This window comes from Longimicrobiaceae bacterium (assembly GCA_035696245.1).
Taxonomy (GTDB): domain Bacteria; phylum Gemmatimonadota; class Gemmatimonadetes; order Longimicrobiales; family Longimicrobiaceae; genus DASRQW01.
Map to the genome: position 1 here is coordinate 1 of DASRQW010000044.1, position 22291 is coordinate 22291.

General features: G+C 70.8%; 23 protein-coding genes. 7 read left to right on the forward strand and 16 right to left on the reverse strand.

Annotated elements, in window-relative coordinates:
* Positions 1-220: 220 nt before the first annotated feature.
* The 13 genes from gatA to VFE05_01850 all read right to left on the reverse strand — a co-directional run bounded on the left by gatA (position 221) and on the right by VFE05_01850 (position 13330).
* On the reverse strand, positions 221-1678 hold the full coding sequence (gatA, locus tag VFE05_01790; protein HET6228777.1) for an Asp-tRNA(Asn)/Glu-tRNA(Gln) amidotransferase subunit GatA: 1458 nt from the start codon (positions 1676-1678) through the stop codon (positions 221-223).
* Between the two features lie 2 nt (positions 1679-1680).
* Positions 1681-1995, reverse strand: coding sequence for an aspartyl/glutamyl-tRNA amidotransferase subunit C (locus VFE05_01795; GenBank protein HET6228778.1), 315 nt, complete (start codon positions 1993-1995; stop codon positions 1681-1683).
* Positions 1996-2203: 208 nt separating this feature from the next.
* The gene (locus VFE05_01800; GenBank protein ID HET6228779.1) at positions 2204-2719 is read right to left on the reverse strand and encodes a hypothetical protein; all 516 of its coding nucleotides are present in this window, start codon (positions 2717-2719) and stop codon (positions 2204-2206) included.
* A 20-nt stretch (positions 2720-2739) separates the two neighbouring features.
* Complete coding sequence (locus VFE05_01805; protein ID HET6228780.1) at positions 2740-3240, reverse strand: NUDIX domain-containing protein; 501 nt, start codon at positions 3238-3240, stop codon at positions 2740-2742.
* Positions 3241-3406: 166 nt separating this feature from the next.
* The gene (locus VFE05_01810; GenBank protein HET6228781.1) at positions 3407-4216 is read right to left on the reverse strand and encodes an enoyl-CoA hydratase/isomerase family protein; all 810 of its coding nucleotides are present in this window, start codon (positions 4214-4216) and stop codon (positions 3407-3409) included.
* A gap of 59 nt (positions 4217-4275) precedes the next feature.
* Entirely contained in the window at positions 4276-4842 is a 567-nt protein-coding gene (locus VFE05_01815; protein ID HET6228782.1) for a hypothetical protein, read from the reverse strand.
* Entirely contained in the window at positions 4839-5027 is a 189-nt protein-coding gene (locus VFE05_01820; protein HET6228783.1) for a hypothetical protein, read from the reverse strand. Before VFE05_01820 ends, VFE05_01815 begins: the two co-directional genes overlap by 4 nt.
* A gap of 61 nt (positions 5028-5088) precedes the next feature.
* Positions 5089-7455 (reverse strand): UvrD-helicase domain-containing protein, encoded by a 2367-nt coding sequence (locus tag VFE05_01825; GenBank protein HET6228784.1) that lies wholly within the window; start codon positions 7453-7455, stop codon positions 5089-5091.
* A gap of 168 nt (positions 7456-7623) precedes the next feature.
* Positions 7624-7830: a hypothetical protein gene (locus tag VFE05_01830; protein ID HET6228785.1), complete on the reverse strand. Its 207-nt coding sequence runs from the start codon at positions 7828-7830 to the stop codon at positions 7624-7626.
* Positions 7831-7919: 89 nt separating this feature from the next.
* The gene (locus VFE05_01835; protein ID HET6228786.1) at positions 7920-9839 is read right to left on the reverse strand and encodes a M1 family metallopeptidase; all 1920 of its coding nucleotides are present in this window, start codon (positions 9837-9839) and stop codon (positions 7920-7922) included.
* Between the two features lie 256 nt (positions 9840-10095).
* Complete coding sequence (locus VFE05_01840; GenBank protein ID HET6228787.1) at positions 10096-11235, reverse strand: HAMP domain-containing sensor histidine kinase; 1140 nt, start codon at positions 11233-11235, stop codon at positions 10096-10098.
* A gap of 239 nt (positions 11236-11474) precedes the next feature.
* Complete coding sequence (gene serS, locus VFE05_01845; protein ID HET6228788.1) at positions 11475-12755, reverse strand: serine--tRNA ligase; 1281 nt, start codon at positions 12753-12755, stop codon at positions 11475-11477.
* The gene (locus VFE05_01850; GenBank protein HET6228789.1) at positions 12755-13330 is read right to left on the reverse strand and encodes a hypothetical protein; all 576 of its coding nucleotides are present in this window, start codon (positions 13328-13330) and stop codon (positions 12755-12757) included. Before VFE05_01850 ends, serS begins: the two co-directional genes overlap by 1 nt.
* A gap of 191 nt (positions 13331-13521) precedes the next feature.
* On the opposite strand from VFE05_01850, the gene VFE05_01855 reads away from it, so the two are divergent.
* The 5 genes from VFE05_01855 (at position 13522) to VFE05_01875 (ending at position 17888) form a co-directional block, all read left to right on the forward strand.
* Entirely contained in the window at positions 13522-13875 is a 354-nt protein-coding gene (locus tag VFE05_01855; protein ID HET6228790.1) for a roadblock/LC7 domain-containing protein, read from the forward strand.
* Between the two features lie 46 nt (positions 13876-13921).
* Entirely contained in the window at positions 13922-14344 is a 423-nt protein-coding gene (locus VFE05_01860; GenBank protein HET6228791.1) for a response regulator, read from the forward strand.
* Positions 14322-15398: a sugar phosphate nucleotidyltransferase gene (locus tag VFE05_01865; protein ID HET6228792.1), complete on the forward strand. Its 1077-nt coding sequence runs from the start codon at positions 14322-14324 to the stop codon at positions 15396-15398. Before VFE05_01860 ends, VFE05_01865 begins: the two co-directional genes overlap by 23 nt.
* A 23-nt stretch (positions 15399-15421) precedes the next feature.
* Positions 15422-16657 carry a putative sugar nucleotidyl transferase gene (locus tag VFE05_01870; protein HET6228793.1) on the forward strand — a complete coding sequence of 412 codons (1236 nt, stop codon included), beginning with the start codon at positions 15422-15424 and terminating at the stop codon, positions 16655-16657.
* A 409-nt stretch (positions 16658-17066) separates the two neighbouring features.
* On the forward strand, positions 17067-17888 hold the full coding sequence (locus VFE05_01875) for an MBL fold metallo-hydrolase (protein ID HET6228794.1): 822 nt from the start codon (positions 17067-17069) through the stop codon (positions 17886-17888).
* A gap of 244 nt (positions 17889-18132) precedes the next feature.
* Here the strand turns inward: VFE05_01875 and VFE05_01880 are convergent, their stop codons facing one another.
* Positions 18133-18693, reverse strand: a complete 561-nt coding sequence (locus VFE05_01880) for a hypothetical protein (protein ID HET6228795.1) — start codon at positions 18691-18693, stop codon at positions 18133-18135.
* A gap of 163 nt (positions 18694-18856) precedes the next feature.
* Between VFE05_01880 and VFE05_01885 the strand changes: the two genes are divergently transcribed.
* Positions 18857-19147 (forward strand): hypothetical protein, encoded by a 291-nt coding sequence (locus VFE05_01885; protein HET6228796.1) that lies wholly within the window; start codon positions 18857-18859, stop codon positions 19145-19147.
* A 327-nt stretch (positions 19148-19474) separates the two neighbouring features.
* Complete coding sequence (locus tag VFE05_01890) at positions 19475-19705, forward strand: hypothetical protein (GenBank protein HET6228797.1); 231 nt, start codon at positions 19475-19477, stop codon at positions 19703-19705.
* Between the two features lie 197 nt (positions 19706-19902).
* Here the strand turns inward: VFE05_01890 and VFE05_01895 are convergent, their stop codons facing one another.
* Entirely contained in the window at positions 19903-20958 is a 1056-nt protein-coding gene (locus VFE05_01895; GenBank protein ID HET6228798.1) for a Glu/Leu/Phe/Val dehydrogenase, read from the reverse strand.
* Positions 20959-21061: 103 nt separating this feature from the next.
* The gene (locus VFE05_01900) at positions 21062-22213 is read right to left on the reverse strand and encodes an acyl-CoA dehydrogenase family protein (GenBank protein ID HET6228799.1); all 1152 of its coding nucleotides are present in this window, start codon (positions 22211-22213) and stop codon (positions 21062-21064) included.
* Between the last annotated feature and the right edge of the window lie 78 nt (positions 22214-22291).

Sequence of the window (22291 nt, forward strand, 5' to 3'; positions counted from 1 at the left end):
CGACCCTCCCCCAAAACTGCCTGGGGGAGGGTTGGGTTGGCATCGGTGCGCAATTCAGCCTCGGCGCGGGACGTACTCTCAGCAGGAGGCCGCGGAGCGGTCTTGGCCCGTGTACCCCGCGCGTTTACGCGCCCCGCGGGCCCTCCGCCCCGACGGATCTCCCCGACGCGCGACCACCCATCAATCACTAGCGGGAGATGCGCATCTACCGACACCTCCATCACGTTTCGGCCGCGCGTTGCGCCAGCGCCGTCTCCAGGGCGTGGGCGATGCGGATGAGCTTGGGCTCGTGCCACGGCGCGGCGATGAGCTGGCCGCCCACGGGGAGGCCGTCCACATCGCCCACCGGCAGGGAGAGCGCGGGGAGGCCGGCCAGGCTCGCCGGGACGGTGAAGGCGTCGGCCAGGTACATCTCGTACGGGTCGCTGACCTCGCCGATGCGGAAGGCCGTCGTCGGCGTCGTCGGGGTGAACACCGCATCGACGCCGGATGCGAACGCCCACTGGAAGTCGCGCGCGACCAGCGCCCGCACCTGCTGGGCGCGGGCGTAGTACGCGTCGTAGTAGCCGGCGGAGAGGACGTACGTGCCCAGGACGATGCGGCGCTTCGCCTCGGCGCCGAAGAGGGCGCGGGTGCGCTCGTAGACTTCGTCGAGCGTGGCGGCATCGGGCGCGCGGCGGCCGAAGTGGATCCCGTCGAAGCGCGCCAGGTTCGACGACGCCTCGGCCGACGCGACGACCTGGTACGCGGCCACGGCGTGCCGCGTGTGCGGCAGCGAGATCTCGCGCACCTCCGCGCCCATGCCTTCCAGCACGTGCAGCGCCGCGCGGCAGGCGGCGCCCACGCGCGGGTCCAGCGCGGCGGCGAAGTATTCCTCCGGCACGCCGATGGTCATCCCCTCCACGCCGTGCCCCAGCGCCACGCGGTAGTCCGGCACAGCGCGCGCCACCGAGGTCGCGTCCAGCGGGTCGTGCCCGGAGATGACCTCCAGCAGCACCGCGGCGTCGGTTACCGTACGCCCGAACGTGCCCACCTGGTCCAGCGACGACGCGAACGACACCAGTCCGTAGCGCGACACGGCGCCGTACGTGGGCTTGATCCCCACGATGCCGCAGAACGCCGCCGGCTGGCGCACCGATCCGCCCGTGTCCGAGCCCAGCGCGAACGGCACGACGCCCGCCGCCACCGCCGCCGCCGAGCCGCCGGAGCTGCCGCCCGGCACACGCGACGGGTCCAGCGGGTTGCGCACCGGCCCGTACGCCGAGTGCTCGGTGGACGAGCCCATGGCGAACTCATCCATGTTGGTCTTGCCCACGGGGATGGCGCCCGCCTCGCGCAGCAGCCGCACCACCGTGGCGTCGAACGGCGAGACATAGCCCTCCAGGATTCGCGACCCGCACGTGGTCGGCATCTCGGTGGTGCAGAGGTTGTCCTTGAGCGCCACCGGCACGCCAGCGAGCGCCAGCGCGGGCGCGCCCTTCCGCATCTCCTCCTCCATGCCCTCCGCGCGGCGGCGGGCGGAAAGGAAGTCGACGGAGATGAAGGCGTTCAGGGCCGCCGGCCCGCGCTCGGACGCGGCGTAGGCGTCTTCCGCGGCCTGCACCAGCTCCGTGGGGCGCAGGACGCCGGCGTTGACCTCGCCCGCCAGCTCCACGCCCGCCCGCCGCATGAGGTGCACGCTCAAGCCTGCTCCTGGGCGGGGATGGCGGCGTGCGATGCGAGGCGGGGCACGCTGAAGAACGGATGCGCCCACACCGGCGCGATCAGCTCCGGGGGGCGCAGCATGGACTCGGCGGTGCCGTCGTCGCTCCGCAGGGCGCACGGCGCGGCGCCGGACGCGGGCGGCTCCAGGTCGCTCACGTCCACGCGGGCGAGCTCGTTCGCGTGGCCCAGGATGGTGCCCAGGTCGGCGCACAGCCGGTCCACCTCGCCCGGGTCCAGGCGCAGGCGCGCCAGCCGCGCGACGTGCGCCACCTCGTGGGGACTTACGGCCATCTCGGCGAACCTCCGGAAGGACTTGCGGGCTCTGCGTGGACCGTCAGCCACGCCGTCGGGCGGACATGCGGGATTGGTGCCGCGCGCTCGGTGGATGCGATCGGCCGCATCGCGTCGCCGATCCCAAGCGTGACGACGGCCACGTCGCCGTGGCCGTCGCACATCCCCCGAACACATCGCACGACACCGACCGGCATTCATCGCAACGTCAGGACGTTTCGGGAGATGCGGGAAGATCGAACGGCAGCTCCAGCGTCGCGCCTCCGGGAAGCGCGGCCCAACGCGCGTGAAGCTCGCGCATACGAGCGCGGACGCGCGCCAGCTCGTCATCCGTGAGGGCGCGCGGCGCGGGCAGGCCGCGGGACGATGCGAACTCCGCGGCGTGGACGTTGAAGTCGCCCGCTGGCCACTCCGCTCCGGTCGCGCGCTCGCCGTCCAGCGTGCCGACGAGGTGCTCCACCGCAACCGCTTCCGGCGGCAGCGGGCCACGCGCGGTCTTACCCGTCGTCTCGGCGATGTCCCAGCCCCGCGCGATCAGACCGTAGAAGCCGTCGCGGAAGCCGAGTTCCGTCTCCGCCGCGTAGTGCGCGAGGTCGTGGAGGGGGAAGAAGCGCGCGTGGGCGCCCTCCTGCCGCTGCCACGTGGCCGACCCGTCCGCGCGCTCGCAGCGCAGGACGACGCCGCCGTCCGGCCGCTTGGCCATCAGGATGCGCAGGTCCGGCATCGGCCGAAATCGGTGGACGTTCAGGAAGATGCGGCGCGGCCGACGAGCGCGCCGGCCGCGAGGAGGGATTCGAGACGGCCGATGAGCTCCGCCTGCGCGGCGTTCAGCTTCTCGCGCGCAGCGGCGGGAGCGAACCATTCGCAGCGGTCCACCTCCGGGAAGGTGAGCCAGCGGCCGGAGCCGCGCGGCCACTCGGCGCGCATCTCGTTGCTGACGGCCTTCGTGGCGTCCGCGTCGCCCTCCCACGCCCACGCGTGGATCACCTTGCCGGCCTTCTGGCGGATGCTGCCCAGCGGCAGGAACTCGCCCTCGGCCTCGATGCCCGTCTCCTCCAAGAACTCGCGGCGGGCGGCGGACAGCCCGTCCTCGCCCTCCTCGATGGCCCCCTTGGGGATCGTCCACGCACCCTCGTCGCGCCGGGCCCAGAACGGGCCACCGGGATGCGCGAGGAAGACCTCGATGCCGCCCGGCGCCCGGCGGAAGAGCAGCAGGCCGGCGCTGGCGTTGGGACGCTTGGGCATGGTGCGGGGTCGATGTGGGATGACCGGCGGAGGACACGCGGCACCGCCGTAGAGCGCCCTCTGGACGCCGGGAGATGCGCGGCCGGCACGCACCCCACCGAGTGAGACCCCGCGAACCGCCCGACGTTTCGTCGGATGTACACTGGCAGCGTCCGGCGGATGCGTCTCAGGCCGATCCGCCCGGCTTCGCCGTGCCCGCATTGTAGACCGGCCGGCGCTTCTCCACGAACGCGGCGAGCCCTTCCATGCCGTCCGGGTGCGACGCGCAGGCGATGAGGGCTTCGCGCTCCGCCTCGAGCTGCCGCTCGAACGGCGTGTCGAAGCTGTCGGTGAGCAGGCGCTTGACCGCGGCGAACGAGTTCGTGGAGCGCGCGGCGAGCGTTGCGGCCATCTCCATCGCCTCGGCGAGCACCGCGTTGTCCGATGCGATGCGGGTGGCGAGGCCCCACGCCAGCGCCTGCTCCGCGGAGATGGGCTCGTCGAAGGCCGCGATCTCCAGCGCGCGCGCCATGCCCACGAGGCGCGGCAGCGTGAACGTGCCGCCCGCGTCGATGGCGAGCGCCTGGCTGGTGTAGCCCTGCACGAGCCGCGCGGAGGCCGCCATCACGCGGAAGTCGCACGCCAGCGCCAGGCTGAAACCGCCGCCCGCAGCCACTCCGTTCACCGCCGCGATCACGGGCTTCGGCATCCGCCGGATCTCGGTCACGCAGACGTGCACGTACGTGGCGAGCTCGCGGAACGCCGCGGGCGGCCCGTGCGGGTGCGCCATCACGCTCCGCAGGTCGCCCCCGGCCGAGAACGCGCGCCCCTCGCCCGTGAGCACCACCACGCCCACCGCCGGGTCCGAGCTGGCGTCCAGCAGCAGGTCCGCCAACGCCCGCGCCGTCGGCAGGTCCAGCGCGTTGAACGCCTCCGGCCGGTTGAACGTCAGGGTCGCGACAGGACCCTTCACCTCACGCCGTACGAGCTCTGTCATCTTCGCAATCTCACGTATCCGCTGGTGATCGGATCGATGGGCTCGGCTAGGCTCCTAGTTCATGCCGCCGACGTGGCGATTCGCCGGGCCTCCGCCCACGCGTCTCCCAACCCCAGCTCAGCGACCCACTTCCCGATGTAGTCGAGATCCAGAGCGGCACCCTGGAAGTTCAACACTCCGGCGACGTCCTCGAGCTGCCGACGGGACTCGCCCAGCGTGGCCCACTCCAGCTTGGAGATCACCACGTCTTCCGCACTCGCCACCCAGACCCTCACACCGAACAGGTCGTCGGATTGTCGACGCTCGAACTCGGCGATGCTGAAAGGCCGGGACTTGCGGACGATGAGGTCCACTTTCCATCCCGATTCGTTGTCCACGACGTTGAACATCCCTTCCGAAGCGAGTGCTTCGAGCGCCGCCCGCTCATCCACGTAGTAGCCCGGGCGAGGCAAGCTACGGGCGAACTCGCGCAGCTTCTCCGCATCCGCGCGAATCACGAGGTCGATGTCCATCGTTCCGCGATACGGACCGTGGAAGCCGCTCGCCAGAGAGCCGGTCACCATGTACGGAATCCCGGCAGCCTCCACACGGCTGACGATCCGTTCGAGGATTTCGGATGGAATCATCCCAACCCCGGCGGAAGTGGCTTGGGTGCGAACGCGTACCGCAGCAGCTCGCGCTTGAGCTGCTGCTCGGACCACTCCGGATGCTGCTTGCGAAGCCGGGACTTCAGCGTCTCACGCATGGCGACGCTCAATTCGAGCGCCTTGGACATGCGTTGCGGGCCGGTCATCCGGCGGAGTGCGGCCATCTGCGCTTCCGCGGCTTCGGGAGTCGTATCTCTCATCTTCGTGTGGCCTGGACGAGGCGGGTCACTCCCACTCGCGCTCTAGGTTGGCGTAGCGGAGCACGATCTTCTTGCGGCCCACGGTGTCGAAGTCGATGGTGGCGCGCACGTCGGTGCCGCCGCCGGAAACCTCGGCCACGGTGCCGGCGCCGAACTGCGGGTGCCGCACGCGCGTGCCCTTGATCATGCTGGGCGTGTCCTGCGAGTCGCTGTAGTCCACCTGGTAGCTGGGATCGCCGCCGTCGCCCTGACCGCCAGCGGCGGCGCGCTTCGGCATCCCGTAGCCGCCGCCCGCGCCCGCACCCGCGCCTCCGAAGCCCAGCCGCTGGCGCCGTGTCTCGAGCGACGGCCCGCCGGAGCGCCACGGCCGCGCGAACGAGAACGAAGAGCGGTCGGCCGCGCGCGGCGTCTGGCGCGTCTCGGTCAGCTCCTCGGGCACGCCTTCCAGGAAGGTGGATGCGACGGAATCCATCCACTCGCCGCCGCGCCTGCGCCGCCGCGCGTGGGCCAGGTACAGCTTCCGCTCCGCGCGGGTGATGCCCACGTAGAAGAGCCGCCGCTCCTCTTCCAGCTGCTCCGGCGTGTCGTACGCGCGGGCCAGCGGGAACAGCCCCTCCTCCAGCCCGGCGACGAACACGAAGGGGAACTCCAGCCCCTTGGCGTTGTGCAGCGTCATCAGCGAGACCGCGTCCGCCGTGGGGTCGTGCTGGTCGATGTCGGCGACGAGGGCCACGTGGCCGAGGAAGAGGTCGAGCGCGCGCGGCGCCGCATCTCCCATCTCCTCCAGCTCCAGCATCAGGTCCGGGTCCTCGTCGTCCAGCCGCGCCTGAAGATCCGCCGCGCCGGCCACCAGCTCCTCCAGGTTCTGGATGCGCTCCTCGCCCTCCGCGCCTTCCTCCTTCAGCGACTCCGCCAGGCCGGACTCGCGGACGAGGTCGCGCAGCAGGTCTCCCAGCGGCAGGCCCACCTCGGCCAGCGCCGCGTGCTTGTCGACGAGCCCGGCCAGGTCGGGCAGCGACTTCGCCGCCGCGCCCTTGATGCCGGGGATCGAGCCCGCCTGCGCCGCGGCGCGCAGCAAGGGGATGCGGTTCTGCGCGGCGTGCTCCGCCAGCCGCGCGACCGACGTGTCGCCCACGCCGCGCCGCGGGACGTTGACGATGCGCAGGAACGCCTCGTCCGCCGCGGGGTTGGCGATGAGACGCAGGTACGCCAGCGCGTCCTTCACCTCGCGCCGCTCGTAGAAGCGCGTGCCGCCCACCACGCGGTACGGGATCGCGAGGCGCCGCAGCGCCTCTTCCATCGCCCGCGACTGGGAGTTGGTGCGATAGAGGACGACGAATGACCGCAGCTCCAGCGACGGATCGTCCTGCATCCGCGCCTGCATCTCCACCGCGATCCACTCCGCCTCGTCGCTCTCGTCCGCCGCCTCGATGAGCGTGACCTGCTCGCCGGCCGCGGCGTCGGTGCGCAGCGTCTTGCCCTTGCGGCGCACGTTCTGGGCGATCACGCGGTTGGCGGCGTCCAGGATGGTGCCCGTGGAGCGGTAGTTCTGCTCCAGCCGCACCACCTTCGCGGCCGGGAAGTCCTTCTCGAAGTCCAGGATGTTGCGGATGTCGGCGCCTCGCCAGCCGTAGATGGACTGGTCGTCGTCGCCCACCACGAACAGGTTGTGGTGATCGCCGGCTAGGAGCTGGAGGAGCACGTACTGCGCGCGGTTCGTGTCCTGGTACTCGTCGACGAGGATGAACTGGAAGCGCTCGCGGTAGCGCTCCAGCACGCCGGGATGCGTGCGGAACAGCTCCACCGGCTTCACCAGCAGGTCGTCGAAGTCGAACGCGTTGGCGTTGCGCAGCGCGAGCTGGTAGCGCTCGTACACATCGGCCGTCTTCTGCTCGAACGGGTCGACGGCGGTGCGGCGGTACTCCGCGGGGGAGACCAGCTCGTTCTTGGCCGCCGAGATCTTGCCCTGGAACGACTTGGGCGGCCAGCGCTTGGGGTCCAGCTGCAGCTCGTCCTTCACGATGCGCTTGACCAGGCTCTCCTGGTCGGCCGCGTCGTAGACGAGGAAGTTGGGCGACCACCCCAGCCGCGTCGCGTCCCGCCGCAGCATGCGCGCGCCGATGGCGTGGAACGTCCCGATCCACATGCCCCCGGGGTCGCGGTCCAGCAGCTTGCGCACCCGGTCGCGCATCTCCCCCGCGGCCTTGTTCGTGAACGTGAGCGCGAGGACGTGCCGCGGGTCCACCCCCATCTCGTCGATCAGGTAGGCGATGCGGGTGGTGAGCACCCGCGTCTTGCCCGAGCCGGCGCCCGCCAGCACCAGCATGGGCCCCTCGAAATGGAGAGCCCCTTCCTGCTGCTCGGGGTTCAGGTGCGAAACGTCGAAAGCCATCCGTCATCCACGTCGGGGTGAAGCCGCTCGGTCCGTCCACAAGGTAGCGCTTCGGACCTGAAAGAAAAACGCCGGACGTCCCTGTGGACGTCCGGCGCGTGTTCCACCTGAAGCGAGCGGTCACGGATCCCACCCGATCTCTCGCTTCCACTCAAGCCAGGGGCAGCTTCACGCCGCGATCACTTCCTCCGGAATGAGATGCAGCCGGATCAGCTTCGGGCCATCCGCATTGTCGAAGTGGCAGCGGACCGCGTCGCGCACCATCTCACGCAGCCCGTCCAAGGTCTCAGCCTCGGTGACGATGGACGCGCCCAGGGCATACGCCGTGAACCCGCCCTCCGGTGCGTCTTCGACCTTGAATATGATCTCGTCCATGATCGCCCGGATGGTAAGCCGGCTGTGAACCTCATCGGATCTAGCACGGACTCGCCCGGCGTCGTCGCCGCGGGACGCGTCCCGGGATGCTACCGCGCCTGCCAGGTGTTGTCCGCGGGCGTGGCGTCCTCCCAGATCCCGCCGTCCGCCTGGATCGACGCCAGCACCTTCCCGGTGGGGACGGAGATGGTCGCCTGCTTCTGGTTGCGCTCCCACACCAGCGAGGTCTGGTGCACGGTCTCGGTCGTGCCGTCGCGGTAGCGGAGGCGCAGGTCGAAGGGCGCCACCATCCCGCCCACGTTGTCGATGTGGACCGAGTAGCCGGCGGCGGTCTTCGTGGCGCCACGCACCGCCAGGTCGATGTAGTTGTTGGTGAAGTACCAGTTACTCCAGAACCAGTCCAGGTTGCGCCCGCTCACGTCGTTGAACGTGTTGAAGAAGTCCCACGGCAGCGGGTGCTTGCCGTTCCAGCGCGACATGTACGCATGGAGCGCGCGCTTGAACGCCGCATCGCCCAGCATGTCCTTCACGGCGAGATAGCCGAGCGCCGCCTTGCCGTACGCGTTGTTGCCGTACGCCGAGCCGCCCAGCACGTCGGCCGGGGTCACGATCGGCAGGTCCTGCACCGGCGACGGATCCTGGATCCAGCGGTCCACGCGGAACTCCTTGAAGAAGCCCGCCGCCTTCTCCGGGCCCAAGTTCCTCTGGTTGATGAGGTACTCCAGCGTGGTCGCCCAGCCCTCGTCCATAAAGGCGTAGCGCGTCTCGTTGATCCCCATGTAGAAGGGGAAGTACGTGTGCGCGATCTCGTGCTCGGCCACGAAGCGAGAGAAGGTGGTGTCCTGGTTGGAGCCGTCGTTGACCATCATCGGGTACTCCATGTCGGCGGAGCCCTGCACGATGGTCGACTTCTCGTACGGGTACGGCACGCCCGGCCACTGGTGCGAGAAGTAGTCGAGCGCCAGGCGGCCCCAGCTCGCCATGTAGTGGAAGTCCGCGGCCGTGTCGTTGTACGCCGACTGCACGCTTGCCCGCCGGTGCGCGGCGTCGTCCACCAGCACGCTCGTGGCGTCCCAGTCGTAGTGGTTGCCGATGGCGAACGTCACGTCGGGGATGTTGCTCGCGCGGAAGTGCCACTCGTTCGTGGGCGCCGCGGCCGTCACGCGCCCCGCCGCGATCTCAGCGCCGCTGGCGACGCGCACCACCTCGTCGGACGTGAGCGAGCGCTGGTAGCGCTGGAGCGGCTCCGGCTGGAGCACCGCCGCGGGGTTGGTGAGCGTGCCCGTGCCCCACACCACGTAGTTGGCGGGCACGCGAACCGTCACGTCGTAGTCGTTGAAGTCGCTGTAGAACTCCTGCCGGTCGTTGAACGGCATCGTGTCCCACCCCTCGTAGTCGTCGTAGACGGCCACGCGCGGGTAGAAGTACGCCAGGAACAGCGTCGTGGAGTCCAGCATCCCCTCGCGCCCCGCCTCTACCGACGCCTGGTAGTGCCAGTCGAACGACAGGCGCACCGAGTCGTGCGGCATCAGCGGCGAGGGAAGCCGCACCTGCTGGTTGGTGAAGGTGTTCGCGTTGCCCGGCCAGCGCGTGGGCTGCCCGTTGACCGCGAAGGCGTCGATCTGCGTGCCCGGCGTGAGGTATTCCTCGCTCGCGCCGCCGGCACGCGGGGCGCCGGGTTTGTGGATGTTGATGAACAGCTTGAAATTCAGCGACTTCAGCGTGTCCGGGCTGTTGTTCACGTACGTGATCTGCTCCGTCCCGCGCACGGTGCGCTGGGCCGGCGCCGCGTCCACCGTGATGGAGTAGCGCGCGTGGTTCTGCCAGTAGCTCGCGCCCGGCCGGCCGCTCACGGTGCGGGTGCCCTTCGCGTACGCCTCCTTCACGGCCCGCGGCACGTACAGCTGCGCCGAAGCCGTCGTCGCGGCGAGGGGCAGCGCGACGGCAGCGGCGAAGCATGCGCGGGTCGAAAACGGGCGGACGAGGTCGAGCAACGGTCTCGTTCTCACGAATCAGGTCTCCGGTGGAGATTCGGGTAAGCCTTCACGAACTTGCACTGCTGCATGCACGGCATCTTCCGTAGACAACAGAGTGTCGAGGAACGTTGTCGCCGCCTCCTCCAGACCTTCCACGCCTGCCCGTCGGATCAGTCTCTCCCACGAACCGACATCGGACAGTCCGCTCGCTCGGCCTCGCGAGGCGCTCCGACCTGCGTGCCCGCACGACCCGGGCGAGCGCGAGGGGTGGATGCGGGCGAGCGCCCGCTCACTCGGCGCGCGGCAGGATCATCTCGAAGGTGGCGCCGCGCTCGGTGGTGGCGAGAAGGAGGCGGCCGCCGTGCACGTCCTCCACGATGCGCCGGGCGAGCGAGAGGCCCACGCCCCACCCGCCTTTCTTGGTGGATACGCCGGGTTCGAAGATGCGGGGCCGCACCGCCGCCGACACGCCGGGCCCGTCATCCGCCACGCGCAGCACCACGCGCTTGTCGTCGCGCGCGTCGGCGGTGATGTGGATGTTGCCGCCGGAGCCGGCCAGCGCGTCGAGCGCGTTCTTCACCAGGTTCTCCAGCGCCCACTCCAGCAGGATCGCGTTGCCCAGCACCGCCGGCACGTCGTCCGGCAGGTCCACGTGCATCTCCACGCTGCGGCCCAGCTGCGGCAGGCGCACGCGCACGTAGCGCTCCAGCACGCGCAGGAGCGTGCGCAGGTCCACCGCGTCCTTCTGCACCGGCCGCCCGATCCATTCGAAGCGGCGCGCCACCTTCTCCAGCCGGTCCAGGTCGGCCTCCATCTCGGCCGCCACCACGGGCAGCGTCGCCATTCCCTCGCGCTCCTCGGGGGGCAGACGCAGGATCTCCACCCAGCCCGCAAGGGACGACAGCGGCGTACCCATCTGGTGGGCGGACTCCCGCGCCATCGCCGCCCATATGCGCTCGCGCTCGGTACGCTGGTTGTGGCGCACGTTCCACCACGCCGTCACGAGCAGGCCCATCAGCGCGCCCACCTGCAGCCAGGGGATCCACCGCAGCGCCGTGACCGTGGGCGGGTCGCCGAAGTACGTGGTGCCCAGCCCCGGCTCCACGATGGGCGGGTTGATGCGGCCCAGCTCGCGGGCGTACTCCATCACCCGCCGCACGTCGGCCTCGCGCGTCAGGTCGGCCTTGAAGGGAAGGTTCGCGCTGTACGCGGGCACGCCCTGGTCGTCGGTCACCACGATGGGAAGCCCGAGCTGCTGCACCTCGCCGGAGAGGTCCAGCAGCGTCTGCAGCGGCGCCTTCTCGGACGGGTCGTTCAGGCCCGCGAGGATGCGGACGTAGATGCGGGAATGGATCACCGCGTCCCGGCGCATGCTGCGCACCAGGAACTGCGTGTAGACCAAATACCAGAGGAGGATGAGCGCCGCCATCAGCCCGAGCGCGGTCGGCCAGTGCCGGCGGTTCATGGCAGGGGCTACAGGGTGCGGGGAGGAAGGAGGGAAGCGGCCCGGCCGCCGCGCGTCCGCATCGTTCGCGGAGCCCGGCGGCCGTCCATCTGCCGTCTGATGTTCGTCACGCCCCGGCGTCATCTTCCGACGCCGGTCATCATCCGTCCACACGACGGGAGATGAACGGCAGCCGATCCGGAGATGCGGCCAAGGCCGGCGGCTCAGCGGGTGATGCGGTCCGTGCCCATGTAGCGGTGCAGCACCTCGGGCAGCAGCACCGAGCCGTCGTCCTGCTGGCCGTTCTCGATGATCGCGACGACGGTGCGCGGCAGGGCCACGCCGCTGCCGTTGAGCGTGTGCACGAACTCCGGCTTCGCGCCCTGCTCCGGGCGGAAGCGGATGCCCGCGCGGCGCGCCTGGAAGTCGCGGAAATTGGAGCAGCTGGAGACTTCCAGGTACTTGTCCACGCCCGGCGCCCACACCTCCAGGTCATACGTCTTCGCGCTGCCGAAGCCCAGGTCGCCGCCGGCCAGCAGCAGCACGCGGTACGGCAGACCCAGCAGCTGGAGCACGCGCTCGGCGTGGCCCGTCAGCCGCTCCAGCGCCTCGTCCGACGCCTCGGGCCGCTCGAAGCGCACCATCTCGACCTTGTCGAACTGGTGCAGGCGGAGCAGGCCGCGTGTGTCCTTGCCCGCCGCGCCCGCCTCGCGCCGGAAGCACGGCGAGTACGCGGTGTAGGCGATGGGGAGCCGCGCGCCGTCCAGCAGCTCGTCGCGGTGCAGGTTGGTGACCGGGACCTCGGCGGTGGGGATGAGGAAGAGGTCGTCGGACTCGATGCGGTAGGCGTCGTCCTCGAACTTGGGAAGCTGCGAGGTGCCCGTCATCGCCGCGCGCGAGGCCAGGAACGGCGTCTCCACCTCCACGTAGCCGTGCTCGGCCGTGTGCAGGTCGAGCATGAAGGAGATGAGGGCGCGCTGGAGGCGGGCGCCCAGGCCGCGGTACGCCGGGAAGCCGCTGCCGGCCACCTTGGCCCCGGCGGCGAGGTCCAGCATCCCCAGCTCCGCCGCCAGCTCCCAGTGCGGGCGCGGCGCGAAGCCGAACGCGCGCTTCTCGCCCCACTCGCGCACGGTCGCGTTGCTCTCTTCCCCGCCCTCCGGCACCGTCTCGTGCGGGGTGTTGGGAATGCTGAGCAGCAGCCTCTCCAGCTCGCCCTCCACGTCGCCCAGCCGCGCGTCGCCAGACTTGATGCGGTCGTTCACGTCCCGCATCTCCGCCACCAGGTCGTCGGCGCTCTCGCCGCGCTTCTTGCGGGCGCCCACCTCGCCGGACACGGCGTTGCGGCGCGCCTTCAGCTCGTCGCCCTCGGCGATCAGGCCGCGGCGCTCCGAGTCCAGCGCCAGCGCCGCATCGACCATCCCGTCCGTCTCGCCCGCCTTGCCGCGCACGGCCAGCCGCGCGCGGACCCCGTCCGCATCCTGCCGGATCAGCCGGATGTCGAGCATCAGGGGTTCAGCCGCCGGTCGTTGCAGACGCCGTTGCTGGTCACCGCCAGGCGCGCCGTGGCGGCCGCCGCGTTCACCTCGACCGCCGAGATCTTGGCGTAGCGCACGCACACGCCCACGCCCGTCTCCAGGTACTGGCGCGAGCGCACCAGGTACGTCTTGCCCTGCTGGAGTGCGAGGGTGTGGTTGCCCTGCGTGGCGTTGATGCTGTCGGCGAAGGCGCCGCTGCCGGGGGCGGACTTGATGGACTCGTACGTGCGCGCGTCGGTAAGCACGGACGAGCCCACGAAGCCGGCCTGCGTGGTGATGGGCCGAAGCACCAAGGCGCCGCCCTCCACGCGCAGGGCCACGTCCCAGTTCCCCGCGTCGCCCACGCGCTCGGGGAAGCGAACTGCGTTCTCGAAGATCACGTCGAGCGCCGAGCCCACGTTGGCCGAGTCGGCGGTGGGAGCGGCCAGCTTTACCGTATCGCTCAGGATCACCGCGTCGCCGGCGGTGAACGGGTTGCTCCCGCAGGCAGACAGCGATGCACCGACGGCAACCAGCAGTGCGATGGCAGAAAGACCGAGACGCACGTGGAAAGTCCCTTCTCTGGAGTGTAGAAATCCCGCGTCCGGACAGGGCCGGACGCGGCCAAACAATAGTCCGCGCGCAGGCGCGGCGTCAAGCCCGCAACCCCGTTCGCGGGGTTGACTTCGCCCCCCGCGGCGGGTACGTTGCTCGCCACCTTCCGCGCCCCTCCCCACGTACCCCGGAGAACACCGCGATGTCCCAGCTAGACGCCGCTCTGGACGCCATCCGCAGCCATGAGGGGGTGGACCACGCGCTGGTGCTGGGCCGCGACGGGCTGCTCATCCAGTACGCGGGCGCCGGCGGGCTGGACGCCGAGACGGTCTCGGCGATGGTCCCCGGCATCGCCGCCGCGGCGGGCGCGCTGGGCGTGGCGTCGGGCGCGGGGCAGGCGGGCACGGTGGTGGCGAAGATGGAGAGCGGCGTGGCTGTCGTCTCCGTGCTCTCGCCCGAGATCATCCTGGCCGTGCTGGTGCGACCCGGCGTTGGCTTCGCGCCGCTGTTGCGCCACCTGTCCGAGAACGGCCCCCGCCTCGCCTCGCTGGTCTGACCCGGCCGCGGCGCCAGCCGCCGCGCCATCCCCCCGCTCCCGCGCCATGACCCCGGAAGACGCCCCGAGCGCCCCCGCAGCCGACGACGGCCTCCCCGCCGCCACCCGCCGCGTGCTGGTCGCCGACGACGAGCCGCACATCGGGCGCATCATCCAGCTCAAGCTGGAGCAGGGCCCGTACGAGGTGACGCTGGTGCCCGACGGCCGCGCCGCCCTGGACCGGCTGGAGAGCGACGAGCGCATCGACGTGGTGCTGCTCGACATCATGATGCCGCACGCCACCGGGCTGGAGGTGCTGGCCGCCGCCCGCGGCCTGGCGCACCGCCGCGAGACACCCGTCATCATCCTCACCGCCAAGGGCCAGGACGCCGACCGCCGCCAGGCCATGGAGCTGGGGGCCACCGACTTCTTCACCAAGCCCTTCAGCCCCAAGAAGCTTCTTGCGCGTGTCGACGAGCTCTTCGAGTAATCCCCACCTCTGGACCGTGATCCTGGCCGGCGGCGTGGGCTCGCGCTTCTGGCCCGTGAGCACGCCCTCGCGCCCCAAGCAGCTGCTGCCGCTGGCGTCGGACCGCCCGCTCATCGAGGACACGGTGGAGCGCATCCTCCCGCTCGTCCCCCAGGAGCGGCTGCGCATCCTCACCGGCGCGCACCTGGCGGGGCCCATCCTGTCCGCACTGCCGCGTCTGGGCGACGGGAACCTGCTGCTGGAGCCGCGCGCCGCCGGCACCGCGCCCGTCCTCGCCTGGGCTGCCGCCGAGTTGGAGCGCCGCGACCCCGACGCGGTGATGGTCTCGCTCCACGCCGACCACGTCATCGCCCCCGCGTCCGCCTTCCGCGAGCTGATCGCGCGCGCGGCCGACCTGGCGGTGGAGCACGGGCGGCTCTTCACCATCGGCGTGCCGCCCACGCGCGCGGAGACGGGCTTCGGCTACATCCGCCAGGGCGACGCGCTGGAGTCCGAGTCCGCCGGCGACCCCGGCTACCGCGTGGCGCGCTTCGTGGAGAAGCCGGACCGGGAGACGGCCGAGGGCTACGTCGCCAGCGGCGAGTACCTGTGGAACACGGGGCTCTTCGTGTGGCGCGCGGCCGACCTGCTGGACCAGATCGAGCGGCATACCCCGGAGATGGCCGAGCTGATCCCCATCCTCCGCGAGGGCGGGACGGAGGAGTTCTTCCGCCGCACCCCCAGCCTGTCCATAGACGAGGGGCTGCTGGAGCGGTCGGACAAGGTGGGCGTCGTGCGCGCGACGTTCGACTGGGACGACGTGGGCGCGTGGGACGCCGTGGCCCGCACCCGCCCGCTCGACGAGGCCGGCAACGTGGTGCTGGGAGACGCCCACGCGGTTGACTCCACGGGCTCCATCCTGTATGCGGACGACGGTCCGATCGTTGCGTTCGGCGTGGACGATCTGGTGGTGGTGCGCACGCACGGCGTGACCTTCGTGGCGCGCCGCGACCGCTGCGCAGACCTCAAGTCCATGCTCGCCCGCATCCCCGGCGAGCTGCGCAACCTGGCCTGACCCTTCCCGCCCAAGACGGACCGATGCCCGACCTCGCCCTGATCCTGTTCGACGACGACGTGGCGCAGGGCTGGGAGCCCTTTGCCCTCACCCGCCCCGCCGGCGAGCTGCGCTTCGGCGCGCTGCTGCTGCGCGAGCGGGCCGAGCGCGTGTTCGGCGCCCGCTGCGCCGCTCACCTCGCCGCCGAGCATCTCATCGGCTTCGACGAGGCGGGGGCGCCGCCGGTGCTGGGGATCGGCGACGCGCCGGGGGACGGGGACCGGCTTTTCCTCTCGTCGCGCGCGGTGCCGGCGTGGGGGAGCGGGCAGGTCTGGCGCGAGCGCCGCGGCGGGGCGGGCCCGGTGCTCATCGGCGACGAGGTCGTGGGCTGGTTCGCGCCCGCGGGTGCGCCCGCGCCCGCGCGCGAGTTCCTGCTCGATCCGCCGACCATGCTCGACCGCACCGGCGCCGTGCAGCTCGGCGGTCGCGTGCTCACGCGCGTGTGGGAGCTGATGTCCGCCACGCCGGACCAGATCGCGACCGACGTGGCCGCGCTCTTCCCCGGCGTGGACGAGACGCGCCTGCCCGAGGGCTCGTTCCGCTTCGGGCCGCACGCGCTCGTGCTGGGGGACGGCGTGACCATCGAGCCGGGCGTCGTCTTCGACCTCACCGCCGGGCCCGTATGGCTGGACGACGGCGTGACGGTGCGGGCGCTCACGCGGCTCGCCGGGCCGGCGTACGTCGGCCCTGGATCGTCCGTGCTGGGCGGCACGCTGGAGTCGTGCTCCATCGGCGCGGTGTGCCGCATCCGCGGGGAGTTTGCGGAGAGCGTCTGCCTGTCGTACGTGAACAAGGCGCACGACGGGCACATCGGCCACGCGTACCTGGGCAGCTGGGTGAACCTGGGGGCGATGACCACCAACAGCGACCTCAAGAACAACTACGGCACCGTGCGCCTGTGGCAGCCAGGCGGGGAGGTGGACACCGGCGAGATCAAGGTGGGCTGCTTCCTGGGCGACCACGTGAAGACCGGCATCGGCCTGCTGCTTAACACCGGCACGGTGATCGGCGCGGGAAGCAACCTGTACGGGGCCGAGATGCCGCCCAAGTACGTGCCGCCCTTCAGCTGGGGAACCGGGAGCGACCTCTCGGCGTACCGGGAAGACAAGTTCATGGAGGTCGCCGAGCGCGCAATGGCCCGCCGCAAGGTCGTCCTCTCCGCCCCCGCTCGCGACCTCCTCCGCCGCGCCTGGAACCGAGGCCGCGTGGGAACGGACTGAGTGATTCGGTCGGGAGATGTGATCGGCTCCACGGAATTCGGATCGAATCGGTAGATGGGCGACAGCCGATCACCCCGCATCCCCCGCCCATCTCTGCCGATGTGATCGGGGTTCGGTAGATGTGAAGCGGATGATGTTGATGCGCCCGCATCTGCTGGACGATTCCGAGAACACGCTTCACCTGGCGATCTCCGCCGATGCGAAGCGAATGATGCGGCGTCCTCATCGCCAGATCCACCGAACGCTTGCGCGGCTGAAGCGGAACGGATGCGATGAATCGCACCCCTACGCGCCGCAGCGATCTCGCGCGTCGGGGTCTGCGACGTGATCAGGGGCTCGTGTTCGGGCGGATGATCCGCCGTTCTCCCGTTCTACCCGCGCCCGCCGCGGAGGAAGTGCTGCGCGCGAGTTGAAGGTCACCCTGCTGGGAAGCGGCAGCCGCGGCAACTCGATCCTGGTCGAGTGCGGAGACGTGCGGCTGCTGGTGGACGCGGGCTTCAGCGGGCGCGACCTGGAGCGCCGCCTTGCGGCCGTGGAAGTCGATCCCGATTCGCTCACGGCGCTGCTGATCACGCACGACCACGGCGACCACACTCGCGGCATGGGCGTGGCGGCGCGCCGCTGGGGCATCCCCCTCTACCTCACCGAGCCCACGCGCGTGGCGTGCAGCGGCCTGCTGGACGGCACCGAAGACGTGCGCCCGTACACCTCGGCCGAGCCGGTGGAGTTCGGGGGCCTCGTCGTCACGCCCTTCCTCACCGTGCACGACGCGGTGGATCCGGTCGCCGTGACGGTCACCGAGCGTGAGACGGGCGAGAAGCTGGGCATCGCCACCGACCTGGGCCGCGCCACCGCGACCGTGCGCCACGCCCTGCGCGAGTGCCATATGCTCGTCCTGGAATCCAACCACGACGAGATCCTGCTGCGCGAGAGCCCGTATCCGTGGTCGGTGAAGGCGCGCATCGGCGGCAGCCACGGCCACCTCTCCAACCGCGCCGCCGCCGAGCTCGCCCGCGAACTCTACCACGACGAGCTGTGCACCGTGATCCTAGCGCACCTTAGCGAGCAGGCGAACGACCCGAACCTCGCGTCCGAGGTCGTGGGTGATGCCCTCGCACGCCTGCGCTACCGCGGCCTCGTGCACGTCGCGCCCCAGCACACGCCCATGGAGCCCATCGACGTCACGCGTCTCCGCCGCCTGCGCCTCCCCGCCCAGACGTCGCTATTCTGACGTGAGCCGCGGCCCAGCGGCTGACGAAAAGCGTCGGCGCCGCTACCGCCGCGAAGCCCAGATCGCGCACCCCCTCGCACCCACCGTGGAACAAGCTCCCTTCTCCCGCTTGCGGGGGAGGGGCTGGGGGGAGGGGGCACCTTCCGCATGCAAAATCGCCCGGCTCCCCCTTCCACGGAGCCGGGCGATCTCATCTCATCATCCCACTACCACCACCCGTAACATCGTCGTCCAGCCGACCCTCTCACCCGCAGGTCGACTTGATGAGCTCCTTGTCGGTCTGGGGCCAGGCGCCGCCGGCGCGCTCATAGGTGAGGCGCCAGGTGCGCTGGCAGATCTCGGTGGGCCAGGTGCGGTGGCTGGTGACCGTGACGGCCACGTAGAACTCCATGCGGTCGCGCGTGGCCTTGGTGAAGTTCAGGTGCACGAACACGCCGTAGCGGTCCACCCAGCAGCCGCCCGCGCTGGGGCCGATGCCGTCCGGGTTCCTGTCGCACGTCATGGTGACCTGGGGCACCGCCTCCTCGTACGGCCGGCCGATGGCGCCGCGCACCTGCTTGCCCAGCTCCACAGAATCCGGCTTGGTCTGGGTGACCATCCACGCCGCGCTCGCGAACGACGGCGTGTCGAGGAACAGCGGGCCGCGCGCGGGCTGGCCCGGCGCGTTCGCGCGTCCGTCGGCCTCCGCGAAGGCGATCACGCGGGGCATCACGCGCAGGTAGTCTTCCATCGACGGGCGCGGCAGCGCGCAGCCGGACAGCAGGAGCAGGGCGCAGCCGACGGCCGCGCGTGCGATTCTCATCATCTTCCGGGTCGTCGTGGAGCGAAGGTGTGGTTGCGTGCGCCTGAGATTAGCGGGCGGCGGGCGGCCCCGCAAAGGCGCGCGCCCTCCCGCCGCGGCGGCCGGGACGCTAGAATGCTCGCCGGGCGCGGTGCCCCAGCGAAGCAGACCGCCGAATGGGAACGAGATGAGCCGCTTGAAGCTGTGGAAGCTGACCCCCCGCCACGACTCGCTGTGGTGGTGCGTGGAGGGCAAGGACCCCTGGCAGCCGCACCACGACCGCGCGTTCGGCTTCGTGGTGCAGGCCGCCGACCCCGAGGAGGCGCGCTGGCTCGCCCACCAGGGCGGCGGCGACGAGAACACCGCCCTCGACGGCGTGCAGCCGTGGCTCCACGAAGGCTACTCCACATGCGAGGAGCTCACCGGCGCCGGCACCCCCGGCGTGATCCTCGTCAACTTCCGGCACGGGCGGATCTGACGGCTCGCGCGGCTGCCCGACGCTGTCCGGCGATGCTTGCGCAGCATCGTACGCGCGCCGCGCCGGTGGGTTCCCGCCCACGCTCCGGCGTCGGCTAAAGTAGGGAGATGCGCATCCCCCGAACCAGGCGCAGCGCTCGGAGCACGTTCTCCGAATGACGGAAGATGTTGTTGCATCGGCAGATGCGTTCTCGGGGCGACGGCCGGACGAACGAGATTGGATCGGGGTTCGGGGAGATGGTTGAAACTAGCTCGCGGGGTGCCTCGTACGACGGCGAGGAAGGACGGAAGAGCCTTCCCTCCAAGACACACCGACAACGAGGCTACCATGCTCGAAGAGATCCATAGCACTCCCGAGGACCGCCGCACCGTTAAGCTCATCCTGGACGTGGCGCTGGTCCTGTTCGGCCTCTCCACGCTCGCCGACAGCATCTTCCTGGGCACCGGCACCATGTTCACCGTGGTGGGCCTGGCCTTCTCGGCCGCCGGCGTCGCCAGCTTCGAGTGGCTTCGCCGCCAGCCGGTTCCCCGGCCGCTCCCCGTGAGAGCCCGCGCGTAGCTCCGCCCGCCGCGAGGCGGACGCAGCACGGAAAAGGGACCCGGATCGCTCCGGGTCCCTTTCTGTTTTTCCATCTATCGCATCGTATGTCCCGCATCCTCCCACCGCTCGACTTCCCACGGCCGACATCCGACATCCGAGTGCTAGGTCCGCCGTTCATCTACCGAGAACGGGGGATGACAGGGATGCGGCGCGGCTCAGACCCAGGTGCGCTGGATCTTGCCGACGGCCTCGATACGGCGCTCGGCGATGCGGTCGGCGGCGAGGTACGTGGGCATGTTCGCCTCTTCCGCCAGGCGGAAGATCTCGACGAGCGTGGCGTAGATGTCGCCCGCCTTGCGCATGGAGCGCTCGGACGTCCAGCCGTTCAGCTCGCCGTACACGTTGATCAGGCCGCCGGCGTTGATCACGTAGTCCGGAGCGTAGAGGATGCCCTTGGAGTGCAGCACGTCGCCGTGGCGCGCCTCGGCGAGCACGTTGTTCGCGGCGCCGGCGACGATGTCCACCTTGAGCTGCGGGATGGTCTCGTCGTTGATGGTGGCGCCCAGGGCGCTGGGGGCATAGATGTCCGCCTCGACCGAGTAGATGGCGTCGGACGCCACGGCGCGGGCGCCGAAGCGCTTCACCACGTTGTCCACGGCGGCCTGGTCGATGTCGGTCACGATCAGGTTGGCGCCCTCGGCGGCGAGGTTCTCGCACAGGTAGGTGCCCACGTGGCCCACGCCCTGGACGGCGACGGTCTTGCCGCTCAGCGAGGCGGAGCCATACTTGGCGAACGCGGCGGCCTTGATCCCCTGGTACACGCCGTACGCGGTGACGGGCGACGGGTCGCCCGAGGCGTTGGCGCGGCCGGTCACGTGCTCGGTCTCCATGGCCACGTACTCCATGTCGTCGACCGACGTGCCCACGTCCTCGGCGGTGATGTAGCGGCCCTTGAGCGTCTCCACGAAGCGGCCGTGCGCGCGGAAGATCTCCTCGCGGCGCAGCGTCTTGGGATCGCCCAGGATGACGGACTTGCCGCCGCCCAGGTTGAGGCCGGCGACCGACGCCTTGTAGGTCATGCCGCGCGCCAGGCGCAGCGCGTCCACAAAGGCTTCCTCGTCGCTCGTGTAGTTCCAGAAGCGCGTGCCGCCCAGCGCGGGCCCGAGCGTGGTGTTGTGGATCGCGATGATCCCCTTGTAGCCGCACGAAGGCTCGGAGCAGAAGACGACCTGCTCGTGCTGGTGCTCGCCGATGGCTGAGAACAGTTCCATGCCCGTTGTCTCGTAGGTAGTGCATGAAGTGGGTGGCGGCGCGTGCCGCCGCCCGCGCCGCGAGGGCGTACCTCGCCCCCGCGGCGGGTGAGTGGGGCGGCCGTTACGAAGGGCCCGCCGCCCGGTACAGCTCGCGCGCGATCACGGTCCGCTGGATCTCGCTCGTGCCCTCGTAGATCTCGGTGACCTTGGCGTCGCGGAAGAGCCGCTCCACCGGGTATTCCTTCACGTAGCCGTAGCCGCCGTGGACCTGAACGGCCTCGGTGGTCACGTACATGGCGGTCTCGCTGGCGAACAGCTTGGCCATCGACGCCAGGCCGCGCACCGGCTGGCCTGCGTCCTTGGCCGCGGCGGCGCGCATGAGTAGCGCGCGGGCGGCCTCGATGCGGGTGGCCATGTTCGCCATCTTGAACTGCATGCCCTGGAAGTCGCGCACGGGCGTGCCGAACTGCTTCCGCTCGCCGCCGTAGCGCACCGCGTGCTCCAATGCCGCCTGCGCGATGCCGACGGCGAGCGCGGCGATGCCCATGCGCCCGCTGTCCAGCCCCTGCAGCGCGTACACGAAGCCCATGGACGGGTCGCCCAGCAGCTGGTCGTCGGGCACGAACATCTCGTGGAAGGCGATGCCCACCGTCTCGCTGGCGCGCTGGCCCATCTTGTCCTCCTTCTTCCCCACGGAGTAGCCCTCCGTGTCCGTGGGGACGATGAAGGCGCCGATGCCCTTGGCGCCGCGCCGGTCCTCGGGCGTGTCGGTGCGCGCCATGGCCACCATCACGTCGCCGAAGCCGCCGTTGGTGATCCACGCCTTGGCGCCGTTCAGCACCCAGCCGCCGTCCACCTTCCGCGCCTGGGCGGAGAGCCGCGCCGCGTCGGACCCCGCGTCGGCCTCGGAAAGCGCGAAGCCGCCCAGCAGCTCGCCGCGGGCCATGGGCTTGAGCCAGCGCTCCTTCTGCTCGGGCGTGCCGCTGGCGAGGATCATCTGCGTGGGCAGCGAGTTGTGCACGCTCATCGCCACGGCCACCGACGCGTCGCCGCGCGCGATCTCCTCCAGCGCGATCAGGTACGTCGTGGCGTCCAGCCCCAGGCCGTCCCATTCCTCGGGCAGGATCATCCCCAGGAAGCCCAGCTCGCCCAGCTTGCCGATCACCTCGCGCGGGAAGGCCGCCTCGCGGTCCCACTCCTCGGCGTGCGGCCGCAGCTCGCCCTGGGCGAAATCGCGTGCCAGCTCGCGGATCTGTTCCTGTTCCGGCGTCATCCCGTTACGTCTCTGCTCGCGCGAAAGGGAGCGCGCAGGCCGCGCATCTCCCGTCTAGGCCGTCGTCGTAAACCTCGT

What these genes read in the sequence shown, in the direction of transcription:
- VFE05_01795 (HET6228778.1), bottom strand. Translation starts at nt 1,995, where the DNA reads ATGGCCGTAAGTCCCCACGAGGTGGCGCACGTCGCGCGGCTGGCGCGC.
- VFE05_01800 (HET6228779.1), bottom strand. Translation starts at nt 2,719, where the DNA reads ATGCCGGACCTGCGCATCCTGATGGCCAAGCGGCCGGACGGCGGCGTC.
- VFE05_01805 (HET6228780.1), bottom strand. Translation starts at nt 3,240, where the DNA reads ATGCCCAAGCGTCCCAACGCCAGCGCCGGCCTGCTGCTCTTCCGCCGG.
- VFE05_01810 (HET6228781.1), bottom strand. Translation starts at nt 4,216, where the DNA reads ATGACAGAGCTCGTACGGCGTGAGGTGAAGGGTCCTGTCGCGACCCTG.
- VFE05_01815 (HET6228782.1), bottom strand. Translation starts at nt 4,842, where the DNA reads ATGATTCCATCCGAAATCCTCGAACGGATCGTCAGCCGTGTGGAGGCT.
- VFE05_01820 (HET6228783.1), bottom strand. Translation starts at nt 5,027, where the DNA reads ATGGCCGCACTCCGCCGGATGACCGGCCCGCAACGCATGTCCAAGGCG.
- VFE05_01825 (HET6228784.1), bottom strand. Translation starts at nt 7,455, where the DNA reads ATGGCTTTCGACGTTTCGCACCTGAACCCCGAGCAGCAGGAAGGGGCT.
- VFE05_01830 (HET6228785.1), bottom strand. Translation starts at nt 7,830, where the DNA reads ATGGACGAGATCATATTCAAGGTCGAAGACGCACCGGAGGGCGGGTTC.
- VFE05_01840 (HET6228787.1), bottom strand. Translation starts at nt 11,235, where the DNA reads ATGGCGGCGCTCATCCTCCTCTGGTATTTGGTCTACACGCAGTTCCTG.
- serS (HET6228788.1), bottom strand. Translation starts at nt 12,755, where the DNA reads ATGCTCGACATCCGGCTGATCCGGCAGGATGCGGACGGGGTCCGCGCG.
- VFE05_01855 (HET6228790.1), top strand. Translation starts at nt 13,522, where the DNA reads ATGTCCCAGCTAGACGCCGCTCTGGACGCCATCCGCAGCCATGAGGGG.
- VFE05_01860 (HET6228791.1), top strand. Translation starts at nt 13,922, where the DNA reads ATGACCCCGGAAGACGCCCCGAGCGCCCCCGCAGCCGACGACGGCCTC.
- VFE05_01870 (HET6228793.1), top strand. Translation starts at nt 15,422, where the DNA reads ATGCCCGACCTCGCCCTGATCCTGTTCGACGACGACGTGGCGCAGGGC.
- VFE05_01880 (HET6228795.1), bottom strand. Translation starts at nt 18,693, where the DNA reads ATGATGAGAATCGCACGCGCGGCCGTCGGCTGCGCCCTGCTCCTGCTG.
- VFE05_01885 (HET6228796.1), top strand. Translation starts at nt 18,857, where the DNA reads ATGAGCCGCTTGAAGCTGTGGAAGCTGACCCCCCGCCACGACTCGCTG.
- VFE05_01890 (HET6228797.1), top strand. Translation starts at nt 19,475, where the DNA reads ATGCTCGAAGAGATCCATAGCACTCCCGAGGACCGCCGCACCGTTAAG.
- VFE05_01895 (HET6228798.1), bottom strand. Translation starts at nt 20,958, where the DNA reads ATGGAACTGTTCTCAGCCATCGGCGAGCACCAGCACGAGCAGGTCGTC.
- VFE05_01900 (HET6228799.1), bottom strand. Translation starts at nt 22,213, where the DNA reads ATGACGCCGGAACAGGAACAGATCCGCGAGCTGGCACGCGATTTCGCC.